This window comes from Psychrobacter sp. WY6 (assembly GCF_018448495.1).
Lineage (GTDB): Bacteria > Pseudomonadota > Gammaproteobacteria > Pseudomonadales > Moraxellaceae > Psychrobacter.
In genome coordinates this window covers 1,887,463-1,902,379 of the sequence record NZ_CP049902.1, presented here as the reverse complement: position 1 = coordinate 1,902,379, position 14,917 = coordinate 1,887,463, and the positions used below count along the sequence as shown (strand labels likewise).

Below are 14,917 nucleotides of genomic sequence, written 5' to 3'. Positions count from 1 at the left end.
GTACCTTGCCTTGATAATCAGGGCAACTTTGTTTACGATGATAGGCTTTACTATTAACATTAGGCTTTCATGATTGATGCGAACGACATTCCAAGTAGTCAGCTGATTTTATACGCTGATGACGGCTACGACAGTCATGTAGTGCGCCTATTGCTTGAGGAAAAAAAGCTTGCCTATTATCTATCACGCTTGCACTCTGAACGGCCTGAAGATTTAACCGAGCTGAATCCCTATCACACCTTACCTGTTCTGCAACAACGTGAAATCGCACTGTATGAGATCAATGTTATCTTTGAGTATCTTGAAGAGCGTTACCATACAAACAAGCTACTGCCAGATACCCGCAAGAGCGTGCCCAATTTCGCCAGCTGGCTTGGCGTATTCAGCATGATTGGCTGGTACTCGGTAAGCGTCTACTCGTGCACCCTAATAGCTTTAATAAAGCACAAGCTGCTATTGCGAAAAAACAGTTAAGCGATTCTTTGATTACTTTGTCACCACTGTTTGCTCATAAGCCTTACTTTATGGCAGACGATTTTGGCTGGTGTGATGTATTGTTAGCACCTTTGTTATGGCGACTTGAAGAAATGGGAATTGAGCTGCCACGCGCAATTAGTCGCCCCTTATTTGATTATCAACAGCGGGTCTTTGAACGTACTAGCTTTCAAAAAAGTGTGCGTTAATTAGGGTGTATTCTCAATCTGAGCATTAAACCTTAAATGGGATAAAAATGACTAAATCTTTGTCAAACTGTGTCAAATAACTCGCTTATATTTCGATATTATCAGTACTATTTTCTTGTTTGGCTGCAATTTTTATCACCATTTGCAAGAGTAGGACACACCCTAGACAATGCTTAACCGCTGTCTTAAAATAGAAAACAAAAAAATACCTTTAAGTATTATATTCAAATTATCAGTATAGGAAACCCTTAGATGAGCGAAACCACCTCTATTACCCCAACACGTCCCTATATGGTGCGCGCGCTTTATCAGTGGATAGAAGACAATCAACTAACGCCTTACCTGATGGTTGATGCCACTGCCGAAAACGTACAGATTCCAAGGGAACACGTGCAAGATGGTCGTATCGTATTGAATATCGCCAGCCGTGCGACTGGTAATATGAGTATGGAAAATGATTATATTCATTTTAGTGCGCGTTTTGGCGGCGTGTCACAAGAGATTTGGGTACCAATGACATCGGTATTAGGTATTTATGCGAAAGAAAACTCGCAAGGGATGTTTTTGACCCCAATGAATATGACAACTATCAACCTGAAGATGATGCGATAGTAAGCTCACAGAAGAGCCCTACTGCGACACCTAAAGCCAAACGTGATAATAAAGCTGGTTTAAAAGTGTTGAAATAGTCAATTTTTCGGTATAAAAAAGGCTGGTCGTATTATATACGGTCAGCCTTTTTGTGATTAATCTAAAAGATTTATCATTGTGCACTTTCAGTTAGCATATAAGATTACTAGGTTCTTGGCAATGTCACGCCGCGTTGACCTTGATACGCCGCGATCTTTATAGCTGGTTTCACATACGTCATCAGCATCACTTTGGAAAAACAGCATTTGTGCCACTCCTTCGCCTGCGTAAATACGCGCTGGTAGATTGGTGGTGTTACTAAATTCCAAAGTCACATGCCCTTCCCACTCAGGCTCCAGCGGCGTCACGTTGACGATAATTCCGCAACGGGCATACGTCGACTTACCAAGACAGATCGTCAACACATCACGTGGAATACGGAAATATTCCATGGTGCGTGCTAGCGCAAACGAGTTTGGCGGAATAATGCACTCGTCACCGATGACATCAATAAAGCTTTTCTCATCAAAGTTTTTTGGATCTACAATCACTGAATGAACATTGGTAAAAACTTTAAATTCAGGCGCGCAGCGTACATCATAACCATAGCTTGACGTACCGTAGCTAACCAAACGCTCGCCTGCATCATTAAAACGTACTTGACCCGCTTCAAACGGCTCAATCATGCCGTGTTCTTCAGCCATTTTACGAATCCAGCGGTCAGACTTGATAGACATTTTTGTTCCTTAGCAGCTATAAAATAAAATTTACGATATGAAGTGTATTTTGATAGCGACGATTATACGGAATTGAGCGCTCAATTTATAGGCTTGCCTGCGTTTAATATAAATCTACAATCAATACGACAACCGCCTACCATTTTGCGAAATGATCTTCTGCTAAGCCCATTATTATCGATTTTAATCACGTCATCTTTTAGACGAATCTCACCACTATAAAAGCCAAGCCATTGCTCAAATATACTGGCCACACCAAGTTATCCGTCTTTTTATAAACGGTTATCGGCGTGAAGGTTAAGTCAATATCAACATTGCTCCAGCCTAGGTTTTGATGATAGATGCGCCAAGGCTGTCGCGTATTATCTATGGTTTTAGCAGTATCATCTTGCTCATTAGCTGGCAAATTTAAACCATCACGAACAAACATCACAGGCGGTAAATAATAAATCTGCCCATCCAGCCAGCACGCATTTTCGCTAACACCGGTCTCATTGACGCCCATCGCTAGATTTAGGACAAAATGACGACCGTCTGGCAAATAACTATTGATACAACTCCAAAACCAATTGGTCTTGTGACGCATATAACCAAGCGTCCAATCGAGATTGGCGATAGTCGTTTTGGAAAAGTTTGTTTGGCTTGAGCATCAGTGTTAAATTTTGAATGGGATTTAATAAGTAAACAACCAGATATACCCGTCAACGGTTCTTTTTGGGTGAAGGTCCAGCCGCGCTGCCCGTTGGTGTGCAGACTGCTAATGGCACTGCTTGCCGCTGTAGCGTCGCATCAAGCGTAATGTGTTTACTGTCCAATGCTACTGCGATTTGTGAAGGCGTAAAGTCCAATGTTAATGTGAGACTACTATGGATGAATGCCATTTGCCCTTGATAGCACTCGCCTTCTAACTGTGTTTGCCGCGTTAACGGCTGCAATGCTTCACAAACCTCTAGCTGCTCAGTCTCACTCATCGTTATAAAGATAAACAAAGGCACTCGTTGCCAACTTAATCGTTGCCAATGCCAGACAAACCCGATAAGGCGGCTGGATAATTTGAATAAAGCAAAATTGATTGGCTTTTAACTCTTTGCGCCAGTTTGGCAGCGCCTTTTGCGAAATAAGATGACTGTAATAGTCCAAATAATTGATATTTTTAACGTGAGCAAAAACACCAAAAATAGGCTGACCATTTTAATCAGCTCATCGAGCACAACTGGCTTAATGCTGGTAGATAAGTGTGTTGGTTTTGGTCATTGCGATTTTGATTCATGATTAAGGCATCCTAGCCAAATTTTTCTAAAGGTACTATTTTTCCTTGATAACTCACGGCAGTATGTACAGTTTTTCTTTTGCCTTCGCAGAACCCCAAAAAACGCTTCCGTTATCAGCTTAACTTCAATACTGGTCAATCCATCTGCCAGTGTTTCTGTCACATCGGTAGCGGCTATCGCGCTCATCCATAAGAAATGTCTCGGAAACTTAAGTAAGAGGTCAGTTAATGCCTGTGAGAATTTGTTAAAGTCAGCAATCACCATGCGGCGATTGCTAAAGTCGGCGTTGACTGATGGCGTTTACTACTCCCATCTTTATAGTAGCAAACGGCAATCACTTGATTGTTTGAGAGCTCAATCACATATATCGGCGAACGGAATAATTTCAGTCACCTATACTTTTTGGGAATACTATCTAAATGACCTTGATAAATCGATAAGCTCACATATTCCCTTTTTAAAGATAAAAGCACTTTAAATACTATCCACTTAAGCTATTTCATTCTTATTAAAAACCACTATTAAAAAATACGTTTATCATCGACAGGCTTGGCGAATTTATTAATATTGGCTTCGATATTTTTAGCAATGCTAAGATAGTACGGCGCAAACTCATCATCGGCTAATACGCTCGGCTCACCTTTATCCACTTGTGCACGAATACCGCTGGCCAATGGCAACTGACCTAACAGCGGCACCTGATATTGCTCAGCAATTTTTTCGCCGCCACCTGTGCCAAAGATAGCTTCGGTATGATTACAGTTGCTACAGGTATGCAGTGCCATGTTTTCGACCACGCCGAGTACTGGGATATTGGTTTTGTTAAACATCTCAATGCCTTTTTGCGCATCAAGTAAGGCAATATGCTGCGGCGTCGTGACAATCACGGCACCCGTTACGGGAATACGCTGAGCCAGTGTTAACTGAATATCGCCCGTACCCGGTGGCATATCAATGACTAAGTAATCTAGCTGCGGCCAGTTGGTTTGGTTATACAGCTGCATCAGCGCACCAGTGGCTTTTGGTCCGCGCCATGCGACAGGAGTATTGTCACCATCGAGCAAGCTACCAATCGATAGCATTGCCATGCCGTGCGCATTGATAGGAACAAACTGCTCGTTTTCCAGCTCAGGTTTGACATTATCGACGCCCAGCATCGTTGGCATACTAGGACCATAAATATCGGCATCCAGTACGCCAACACGGTTGCCTAGCTTTTGTAATGCCAAGGCGATATTCACGGTAGTCGTTGATTTACCAACACCGCCTTTACCCGACGCCACGACGATAATATGACGAATACGCGGATGCGCGGCGAGTGACGCTTGTGTCGGTGCGGCTTTGGTAATTGGTGGTTCAACAGTAGTATTGCTATCAGCATTTGCCGCTGGTTTATGTTGATTGTCCATGGCATTAGTGGTTTTTGGCATTGCTTTTGGCAGACTTGACCCCGAGCCTTTCGTCGGTGCGGGCAGACGAACATTCATATGAATAGTCTTGATCCCGTGCGGATGTAACAGTTGCCCAAGTTCTTGTTGGATAATTTCAGGATTACTATTTACGGGTAGACGCAAGTCTAAGGTGAGCTGGTCACCATCACGTTCGAGCCCCGTTACCATGGTGGCAATACTGACAGTACCTACCTCATAACCAAGCAGCACCTTGTCCACGGCACTATCGCGCTCTGCCCGCTGCTCTGGTGTTTCTGATTTTTTGGTGGAGGTTTTCTTCATAAAGTTAAACATAGCGACTATTACTGCCTATACAAGTGAGTGGGCATGACAAAAACTCAGCAAATACTGTCGTGAACAATACCGCTCGTGAGCGTTTTAGCCAGACCTTTTATAGTGACAGTGTAGCTGAATTACCACTATAAAAAAACCACAACGCTAGTGGGACTAGGCTTTATAGCAGCGTTAACCGATAGACAAAAACTGTGAAGCAATAAACAATAAATAAGTACACCCGAGGCATCACAGACAGAGGTAATCAAAGGCGCACTGGCAGTGGCAGGGTCAAAACCCAATTTATTAAGCACAAAAGGTAAGCTCATACCAATCACACAACCAATCATCACCACCGACATCATACTCAGTGCCAGCACTAACGACACCACTGCATCACCACGTACATAACCGATGATTGAGATAGCCACCGCCATCGTCGCCCCAAGCATCAACGCAACCACTGCCTCTCGACCCAATAATGAAAACCAGTCACGCATGACCACATCGCCAGTCGCCAAAGCTCGCACCATCAAGGTCGCTGACTGCGAGCCGGCGTTACCGCCACTGTCGACCAATAAAGGCAAAAAGAACACCAATACCAAATTGGCGGCAATCACATCTTCAAAATTGGAAATACTCAACCCTGAGAGCAAGTTACCAAATACCAAAAACACTAGCCAGAATACGCGCTTACGGTATAACACTCGAACGCTGACGTCTTTTAATTTGCCAACCATGGTCGAGACACCGCCCGACTTATGGAAATCATCGGTTGCCTCATCACTCACCACATCCATCGCATCATCGTGGGTAACAATACCGACCAAAGCACCACTATCATCGGTAATAGGCAGCGCAATTAAATCATAGCGAGCCACGACTTTCGCAACGTCTTCTTGATCATCATTGACATTACAAGACACTACTGTACTCATCATAATGTCATTAATCAGCTGTTCAGGAGCCGCTAAAATAAGTACTCGTAAAGAGACAACGCCTAATAACTTACGCTCGTCATCAATCACATACGCATGATAAATAGTCTCGGCATCAGGTGCTTCTAGACGCAGTGCTGCCAATGCCTCAGAGAAGGTCATATGAGCAGCTAAAGTCGCATAATCAGACGTCATCAACGCACCAGCAGTGCGCTCCTCATAGGCAGATAACTTACGAATATCTTCACGTTGTGCCTGTGCCAATGCGGGTAACAAAGCATCCCGCTGCTCCTGATTGAGGTGCTTATATAAGTCGGTACGCTCATCTGCGGGCATCTCGCCTACTATCTTTGCTAATATAGCCCGAGGAAATACATAGGCAAGTGCAACCTGAATATCCGTTTCTAAATAGGAGAACACGGTAGAACGATTGGGCAGATGCTCAAGTAGCTGCCATGCAAGATTTGGCTCCATGAGTGCTAGAACATCGGCAATATCAATCGGGCGCAAATTTTGAAGTTGATTGATTGATTGCTCAAACTGCTGTTGCTCGATAGCACGGCTTAATTTTGCTGCAAGCGTTTTTGCAAAATCCTTATCATTCATTATACTTACTCCGTGCGACCCGAAACGCTATTCAAGCGCTCATAAAAAAGAGCCAATCTAATTGGCTCAAATTAATATAAAACTAGATGCTAATGGATTGGTCTTTTATTAGCAAGCCCATGATTTTTAAATCAATCAAACAGCCTGCGAACCTATCCATTGACCATGCTGTTAATTCATAAACCAACCATGACTGGCAACGATAGACTGACCTGTGAATACATTGCTCGGGAAGGCTGCTAAAAACAATGCCAATTGGGCAATATCATCGACGGTCGTGAATTCTTTATCTACCGTATTCACCAGCATAATATCATTGACTACAGATTCTTCACTGATGCCTTTTTCAGCCGCTTGTTGCGGAATTTGCTTTTCGACCAATGGCGTTTTAACAAACCCTGGACAAATTACATGCGTGCGTACATTATGCTCAGCGCCTTCTTTTGCCAATACACGGCACAGCCCAAGTAACCCATGTTTCGCTGTGACGTAAGGCGCCTTAAACATGGATGCCTCATGCGAATGGACTGACCCCATATAAATGACCGTACCGCCTTTGTCATCTTTATACATATGCTGTATCGCCGCTTTGGTGGTCAAAAACGCCCCATCCAAATGAATAGCAAGCATTTTTTTCCAATCCTCAAACGCCATTTTATGAATCGGGTCGATAATCTGAATACCAGCATTGGAGACAAGAATATCAATACCACCAAAGGTATCGACAAGCTGCTGCACACCAGCGTTTACCGCCTCCTCTGAAGTCACATCCATGGCAATGGCAAATGCGCGTCCGCCTGCCGCTTCAATAGCATCAACGGTTTTCTGAGCCGCTTCAAGATTAATATCTGCAATACCAACCGCTGCGCCTGCTTTGGCATAAGTTTCAGCGATATCACGTCCGATACCGCTGGCAGCGCCTGTAACCAATGCCACTTTGCCGGTCAAATCTTGTTGTAATGTGGTCGCCATATTTTATAGTCCATTATCAAATAGGTTTTTTAGAGGTCTGTGCCGAATATATCTAACAAGCTTATTGAGCAATGCTCACTGGCGTTTTTTCTTGTAGCTCATCAAAGCTAACACCTTCTGCCAGCTCAACTAGCTTTAGACCATTGTCAGTGACGTCTAGTACAGCAAGTTCGGTAATAATCCGATCAACCACCCCTTTGCCCGTCAATGGTAGCTCGCAATTGGCCAGGATTTTTGGCTCGCCGTGTTTATTGACTTGCTCCATGAGTACAATCACGCGCTGCACGCCAGCGACTAGATCCATGGCACCGCCCATGCCTTTGACCATTTTTTTGGGAATCATCCAGTTGGCCAAATCACCTTTTTCTGACACTTCCATCGCACCCAATATTGCAAGATTAACATGACCGCCGCGAATCATCGCAAACGACTCTGAGCTACTAAAATAACTGGCACCCGCTTCGGCAGTGACGGTTTGTTTACCCGCATTAATCAAATCTGCATCGACATTTTCTGCCGTTGGAAACTCGCCGATACCTAATAGACCATTTTCAGACTGTAGCCAAACATCGACATCTTTAGGGATGTAGTTGGCGACTAGGGTTGGTAGTCCAATGCCTAAGTTGACATAATAGCCGTCTTGTAGCTCTTGTGCGGCACGCTGTGCCATCTGCTCTCTTGTCCATGCCATGATAACTTCCTTATTTTTATAACGACCCCAAAAAATATGATGAGCGGTGTCAAACTCGCTTAGTCTAAAATGTAGCACTTTCACTCGTTTTTCTTGCCACTCAAATTTTTAGGAATAGTATTACAATATTCTATTATTAATTTAACACTTTAAAAAAATGCTATAAAGCCTTTAACTAAGCGCCTTCAACGGCCTTAATCGTGGTTTTTTCAATACGCTTTTCAGGATTGCTATTCAAGACGATACGCTGCACAAAGATACCCGGCAGATGCACATAATCAGGATCAAACGTACCTGTCTCTACGATTTCTTCGACTTCGACAATGGTAATTTTGCCTGCCATGGCGCAATCTGGATTAAAGTTACGCGCCGTCTTGTTAAAAATTAAATTGCCCGCTTTGTCCGCTTTTTGCGCTTTGATTAATGACACGTCAGCGCGTAATGAGTGCTCAAGTATATAAGTACGACCATCAAAATCACGGGTTTCTTTGCCTTCAGCGACCAGTGTGCCAACGCCAGTGGCGGTGTAAAATGCAGGAATACCAGCGCCGCCCGAACGTAGTTTTTCCGCTAACGTCCCTTGCGGCGTCAGCTCAACTTCTAACTCGCCTGCTAAGTATTGACGCTCAAATTCTTTATTTTCACCGACATAGGATGAAATCATTTTTTTAATCTGGCGCGTTTGCAATAGCAATCCTAAGCCAAAGTCATCGACGCCTGCGTTATTACTGATGCAAGTTAACCCTTTAACACCACTATCACGCAATGCGGCGATTAACGCTTCAGGAATACCGCACAGACCAAAACCACCGATAGCGAGCGTTTGTCCATCGCTGACGATGCCTTTTAGCGCTTCTTCGGCACTGCTATATACTTTTGATTGACTCATGCTTATCTCCTTGCAAGTCTATTTTTTGTTATTAACTTCTATCATCAATGATTATGAGTGGGTGACATCACTTAATATTTCCATTATATTATACAATTTCTATCGATATATCATAATTAAAAATCTTGTGATAACTTACCATATTATTCTCGTAGCGAGAAGAGAATAACTATAGGAATATACAAGCCAGCGCAGTAGCGGTATATATGATGGGTCAATATCTTATTAAGACAGGATTTATGTTTAATAAAATATCAAATATTGCCTATTTTAAGTAATTTTATTGACCAATATCACTATGTTCTGCATACTCGCTGACTGAACTTTGCCAAGGAGGGCGAGCATGTTTAGTACCTTTGCTATTGTCATTACTTTATTATTATTGATGTTTTTTGCTTATCGCGGTTATTCCGTGCTCATATTAGCACCGATTATGGCGACATTAGCCGTACTATTATCAGGTGATTTTTTAAGCACGATTCCGGCCTATACCGATGTTTTTATGGGCGCATTGAGTGGATTTTTACTTAAGTTTTTCCCTATATTCTTGCTGGGTGCATTATTTGGGCGTTTGATGGCAGACTCTGGTGCGGCGACCGCGATTGCCAAAACCGTGGTCGAAAAGCTTGGTGCCAGCAAAGCCATCTTAGCGGTTATCTTAGTTTGTGCCATTTTAACCTATGGTGGCGTCTCGTTATTTGTGGTGGCATTTGCTATTTACCCCATCGCCAAAGACTTATTTAAAGCCGCTGATATTCCTAAGCGCTTGATTCCGGCAGCGATTGCCTTAGGCTCATTCACCTTTACGATGACGGCATTGCCAGGTACGCCTGCCATTCAAAACGCCATTCCGATTCCTTACTATAATACCAACGTTTTTGCCGCGCCTATCTTGGGTATTATCGGCGGTACCATCATGTTTATTTGTGGTTGGTTATGGCTTCAATCACGCGCCAGAAAAGCCAATGCAGCAGGCGAAGGCTATGGTCAGCATGACGAAGAGGATGTGGGCGGCGTTGGCGCAGCCAAAAAAGAAGCTGAGGTATTAAATACGCATCACACCTCATTTACTATTGCTATGATTCCACTGGTGTTAGTCATTGGCTTGAATGCTCTATTAACTTACGCTGTCTTTCCATCAGTGGATTTTAGCGGCTTACAAGCTCAGTTTCCTGATCTAAATATCGCAGGCTCACTGGGTTTATGGTCAATTATCATCTCGTTAGTCGTGGCTTGTGCGGTGTTAATTTTGCTACGTATCGGTCATTGGAATAATCTGCAAAAAACCATCAACCGTGGTACTTATGATTCGATGTTGCCGATTTTTAATACCGCCTCAGAAGTTGGTTACGGCGCGGTTATCGCCTCGTTAGCAGGCTTCCTCATCATTCGTGATAGTATCTTAAATCTAACGCCTGACAACCCTTTAATCTCAGAAGCAGTGGCGATGACTACGCTTGCTGGTATTACTGGCTCATCGTCTGGAGGTTTGAGTATTGCCTTATCGACGTTGGGTGAAGACTATTTAAGAATGGCGGTCGCAGCGGGTATTGACCCAGAGCTCATGCACCGTGTTGCTGTGATGGCAGCAGGTGGTTTGGATACGTTACCGCATAGTGGCGCGGTCATCACCTTACTTGCGATTTGTGGTTTGACCCATAAGCAGTCTTATCTAAACGTCGCCATGGTAACGATGGTGATTCCACTTATTGCTGTGGTCGCCGTTATCATTTTAGGGACAATGTTTGGCTCGTTCTAATGTCCTGGAATGAGGTATTTATTAAACCTTAAAGATAATTAAATTTAACGATTATTGCTTGATACCAAAGAGCCCACTGAGCGATTGCTTGGTGGGTTTTTTATGGGCACTTTCTCATTACTACCTATAAATACAACCGACTATTTATCTCTCAGAATTGATTGACACTCTATATACCGTATAGAGTTAATCGCTTTATTAGCGACTATATTAATTACTCAGGTAATGTCACAAATTTGGCCGAATTACGGTATCATAGGCACACTTTTTTAAATTTTTATTTGCTTAATACGTTTTAGCATTGATAGTTTGATATTAATAGTATCGCGTCTAATAGCTCAAAACCGCTTAAGACGTTTGATAACCAACCCGTTTATAAAAATATAGGTGATAAAAGTGCGTGAGATTCTAGTAACCAGTGCGCTGCCCTACGCCAATGGCCATATCCATTTGGGGCATCTTGTAGAATATATTCAGACCGACATTTGGGCACGTGCCATGAAAGCGCAAGGCCATCAGGTCACTTATGTCTGCGCAGACGATGCACACGGTACGGCAATCATGCTCAAAGCAGAAGCCAATGGCGTCACACCGGAGGAACAAATTGCCGCGGTGAAAGCGTCGCATGAAGCAGATTTTGCCAAATTTTTGATTAACTTTGACAATTATCACTCCACGCACTCAGAAGAAAACAAGCATTTTTCTGAGCTGATTTATCGTCGCTTGAATGATGCTGGGCATATCAGTACAAAAGATGTCGAACAATTATTTGACCCTGAAAAACAGCTATTTTTAGCCGATCGTTTTGTCAAGGGTACTTGCCCTGAATGCGCAGCGGCAGACCAATACGGCGATAACTGTGAAGTTTGCGGTACGACCTATGATGCAACGGATCTTAAAGACCCGCATTCAACGTTATCAGATGCCACGCCTATTCTAAAAACCTCCAAGCACTACTTCTTTAATTTGCCTGAATTTGAGCAATTCTTAAAAGATTGGACGCGTAGTGACAATCGCTTGCAAACATCGGTCGCCAATAAACTACAAGAATGGTTTGAAGCAGGTCTGGCAACGTGGGACATTTCCCGTGATGCGCCCTACTTTGGTTTTCAGATTCCAAATACCCCAAGCGATGAGCCAGACAAATATTTTTATGTATGGCTAGATGCGCCAGTCGGTTACATGGCGAGTTTCAAAAACCTATGCGATAAGCGCGCAGGTACAGACGAGGCGCTTGATTTCGACCGTTATTGGATGCAAGAAAACGAGCATAAAACCGAGGTGTATCACTTCATCGGTAAAGACATCGTTTATTTCCATGCGCTATTTTGGCCTGCTATGCTTGCTGGTAGTGAGTTCCGTACACCAACGGGTGTTTTTGCTCATGGCTTCTTGATGGTCAATGGCGAAAAAATGAGTAAGTCACGCGGTACTTTTATTAAAGCCGAAACGTATGCTGATCACTTACATCCTGAATACCTGCGTTATTATTTTGCTAGTAAATTGTCTGATAAAGTCGAAGATATCAACCTTGATTTAGAAGATTTCATGCAAAAGGTTAACTCTGACTTGGTTGGTAAAGTGGTCAATATCGCTAGCCGCAGTGCTGGATTCTTGGTCAAAAAGTACGACGGCATGCTCACAGAAGTCTGCGCTGAGCCAAGTTTATTAGAAGATATTACCAAAACGGGCGATGAGATTGCTGCCGCTTACGAGAACCGTGAGTTTTCGCGTGCCATGCGTTTGATTATGCAATGTGCTGATAAAGCCAATGAATATATCGATGAGAAAAAACCATGGGCACTTGCTAAGGTTGAAGGCGCAGAGCAAGAAGTTCAAGATGTTTGCTCGGTCGCGATTAATATCTTCCGTCAATTGATGGTCTACCTTGCGCCAGTATTGCCTGAGCTAACCGCCAATGCCAAAGCGTTTTTGAACATTGACGACTTAAGCTTTGCCAGCCGTAATGAGTGGCTACTGGGGCACAAGATCAATAAGTTCAAGCCTTTGATGCAGCGTATAGAAGAAAAAAGACGTTGCCGCGATGGTTGAGGCCTCAAAAGAATCTTTGGCTCAAGCTGCTGCTCCTGTGGCTAGCAAAGCCGTTGCTAAAAAAGATAATAAGCCAGCAAAAGAAGCTGCTACTGATATAGATGCTGAGACAAATACTGAGCAAACTGACTATATCGGCATCGAAGACTTTGCCAAAGTTGAGATGAAAGTCGCTCACGTTCTAGCCTGCAATCATGTCGAAGGCGCAGATAAGCTTTTACAATTTACCTTGGACGTTGGCGAAGACAAACCGCGCAATGTGTTTAGCGGCATCCGTAAGTTCTATGAGCCTGAGCAATTGCTAGATAAAAAGGTCATTTGCGTGACCAATCTTGCCCCGCGTAAGATGAAGTTTGGTGTCTCAGAAGGTATGGTGCTATCAACTGGCAATCCAAAAACTCAGCTGACAGTGGTTACTTTACCTGACAACTGCGTGATTGGCGATGTGCTTGCTTAATAGTTAGGCTTACTCAACAAACAAAAAAGATGTCCAGCTGGGCATCTTTTTTATGTCCCAAAACTATCGCTGGTCAATCGCCAAAATCAGTGCTTATATAGAAGATAATATCGATGAATATTGATTCAGTACGTTCTTTACAGAGGTAATGACAAACGCGTTTTAATTTCTTATTGCCATAAGTTACATTACTGTCATAATATGGACGTAATGATCAATGGATTGATTACTTTGATGTTAGCCCGTTATCTCAGCATGCACATAACATTGACTCGGGTAACCTGCACTCTCTAACCTATGAGCCCCAATAAAATGACCTTTGCTACTACTTTACGCTTCAGCCTATTCGGTGCTGCTATGAGCGCCGCGCTTGGATTAATTGGCTGCTCAAACACGACCGACACTGCTGCAACGACAGATACAAGTGCCGCCGCAGATTCTGACAAGCCTGCCAAGACATTAGCCATCACTCAAATCGTCGAACATCCTTCGTTAGATGCGATGCGTCGCGGCATTATTGATGAGTTGGCAGATAATGGCTATGTTGAAGGCCAAAATCTAACCATTAATTTTCAAAGTGCTCAAGGCAATACAGCGACAGCAGGTCAGATTGCGAAGCAGTTTGCAGGAGACAATCCAGATGCCATCGTGGCAATCTCGACGCCATCAGCTCAGTCTATCGTTGCGTCAACTAAGACGATTCCGGTTATTTATACGGCTATTTCAGACCCTGTCGCGGCAAAGCTCATTAATGAGAACAATACGCCTATCCAATCTAATGTGACAGGACTGTCTAGTGAGCTACCTATCGAGCCGCAACTGGACAATATTCAAAAAATTGCGCCTAATGCAAAAACCATTGGCTATGTTTATAGTCCAGGTGAGGTCAATTCGGTGGTGGTACTCAATCAACTAAAAAAAGCTGCGCCTGCGCGTGGGCTTAAGATATTAGACGTAACCGCCAATCGCCCAACGGATGTGGCGATGGCGACTCGTAGCCTTGCTGGTCGTGTTGATGTGATTTATACCTCACTAGATAATAATGTGGTATCCGCCTTTGAAGCGATGGCAGGTGCTGCCAATGAGCTTGATATTCCTGTCATTGCCTCAGACGAGTTCAGTGTGCGACGTGGTGCAACTGCGGCACTTGGTGTCAATGATTATGACTTTGGTCGTACCACAGGCAAAATGGGTGTTCGTGTTTTAAATGGCGAAGCAGTTAGTAGCGTTAAGCCTGAAGTGATGAATACTTTAACCTTATATGCAAGCCCGAAACATGCGGCTGAGCAAGGCTTCAGCCTGACTGATGAGCTGCTAAAAAATGCCATTAATATCGACAAACAAGCGCAGAGTGCGGATAAATAATACGGATAAATAATACGGATAAATAATACGGATAAATAGTTTTGACAAGTAGCACTGAAAAATAACATTTAGCCTTCTATATAGATGGCTCGCTTTACCCTTTATCCATCTATACCTTTTATCTATAAATTAAATAATGTACG

At 43.4% G+C, this 14,917-nt stretch carries 9 protein-coding genes and 5 pseudogenes; 5 read left to right on the top strand and 9 right to left on the bottom strand.

Translation table 11 applies throughout. The features are described 5' to 3' along the window. Positions 1 to 69: 69 nt before the first annotated feature. Positions 70 to 683: pseudogene (locus G7Y90_RS09490) on the top strand (glutathione S-transferase N-terminal domain-containing protein). A gap of 252 nt (positions 684 to 935) precedes the next feature. Beyond that, positions 936 to 1,372: pseudogene (locus G7Y90_RS09485) on the top strand (ClpXP protease specificity-enhancing factor). A gap of 107 nt (positions 1,373 to 1,479) precedes the next feature. On the opposite strand, the pseudogene dcd reads toward G7Y90_RS09485, so the two are convergent. The 9 genes and pseudogenes from dcd to G7Y90_RS09440 form a co-directional block, all read right to left on the bottom strand. Further along, positions 1,480 to 2,050, bottom strand: a pseudogene (gene dcd / locus G7Y90_RS09480) (dCTP deaminase). Positions 2,051 to 2,249: 199 nt separating this feature from the next. Continuing rightward, the gene (locus G7Y90_RS09475; RefSeq protein ID WP_250162269.1) at positions 2,250 to 2,636 is read right to left on the bottom strand and encodes a DUF2804 family protein; all 387 of its coding nucleotides are present in this window, start codon (positions 2,634 to 2,636) and stop codon (positions 2,250 to 2,252) included. Between the two features lie 115 nt (positions 2,637 to 2,751). Then, positions 2,752 to 3,039, bottom strand: coding sequence for a hypothetical protein (locus G7Y90_RS09470; RefSeq protein WP_250162268.1), 288 nt, complete (start codon positions 3,037 to 3,039; stop codon positions 2,752 to 2,754). Further along, entirely contained in the window at positions 3,014 to 3,190 is a 177-nt protein-coding gene (locus G7Y90_RS09465) for a hypothetical protein (RefSeq protein ID WP_250162267.1), read from the bottom strand. Before G7Y90_RS09465 ends, G7Y90_RS09470 begins: the two co-directional genes overlap by 26 nt. 652 nt (positions 3,191 to 3,842) lie before the next feature. Then, positions 3,843 to 5,066 carry an iron-sulfur cluster carrier protein ApbC gene (gene apbC / locus G7Y90_RS09460; RefSeq protein ID WP_201559744.1) on the bottom strand — a complete coding sequence of 408 codons (1,224 nt, stop codon included), beginning with the start codon at positions 5,064 to 5,066 and terminating at the stop codon, positions 3,843 to 3,845. A gap of 171 nt (positions 5,067 to 5,237) precedes the next feature. Beyond that, positions 5,238 to 6,589, bottom strand: a pseudogene (gene mgtE, locus G7Y90_RS09455) (magnesium transporter). Between the two features lie 171 nt (positions 6,590 to 6,760). After that, positions 6,761 to 7,561 (bottom strand): 3-hydroxybutyrate dehydrogenase, encoded by an 801-nt coding sequence (locus G7Y90_RS09450; RefSeq protein WP_250162265.1) that lies wholly within the window; start codon positions 7,559 to 7,561, stop codon positions 6,761 to 6,763. A 61-nt stretch (positions 7,562 to 7,622) separates the two neighbouring features. After that, the gene (locus G7Y90_RS09445) at positions 7,623 to 8,252 is read right to left on the bottom strand and encodes a CoA transferase subunit B (protein WP_045455208.1); all 630 of its coding nucleotides are present in this window, start codon (positions 8,250 to 8,252) and stop codon (positions 7,623 to 7,625) included. Between the two features lie 175 nt (positions 8,253 to 8,427). Then, positions 8,428 to 9,141: a CoA transferase subunit A gene (locus G7Y90_RS09440; protein WP_198329730.1), complete on the bottom strand. Its 714-nt coding sequence runs from the start codon at positions 9,139 to 9,141 to the stop codon at positions 8,428 to 8,430. A gap of 343 nt (positions 9,142 to 9,484) precedes the next feature. Here G7Y90_RS09440 and G7Y90_RS09435 point away from each other — a divergent pair, with 343 nt between their 5' ends. The 3 genes and pseudogenes from G7Y90_RS09435 to G7Y90_RS09425 all read left to right on the top strand — a co-directional run bounded on the left by G7Y90_RS09435 (position 9,485) and on the right by G7Y90_RS09425 (position 14,774). Continuing rightward, positions 9,485 to 10,900 (top strand): GntP family permease, encoded by a 1,416-nt coding sequence (locus G7Y90_RS09435; protein WP_250162264.1) that lies wholly within the window; start codon positions 9,485 to 9,487, stop codon positions 10,898 to 10,900. Between the two features lie 396 nt (positions 10,901 to 11,296). Next, positions 11,297 to 13,409 (top strand): annotated as a pseudogene (gene metG / locus G7Y90_RS09430) (methionine--tRNA ligase). A gap of 312 nt (positions 13,410 to 13,721) precedes the next feature. Then, on the top strand, positions 13,722 to 14,774 hold the full coding sequence (locus G7Y90_RS09425) for an ABC transporter substrate-binding protein (protein ID WP_250162263.1): 1,053 nt from the start codon (positions 13,722 to 13,724) through the stop codon (positions 14,772 to 14,774). Positions 14,775 to 14,917: the final 143 nt, after the last annotated feature.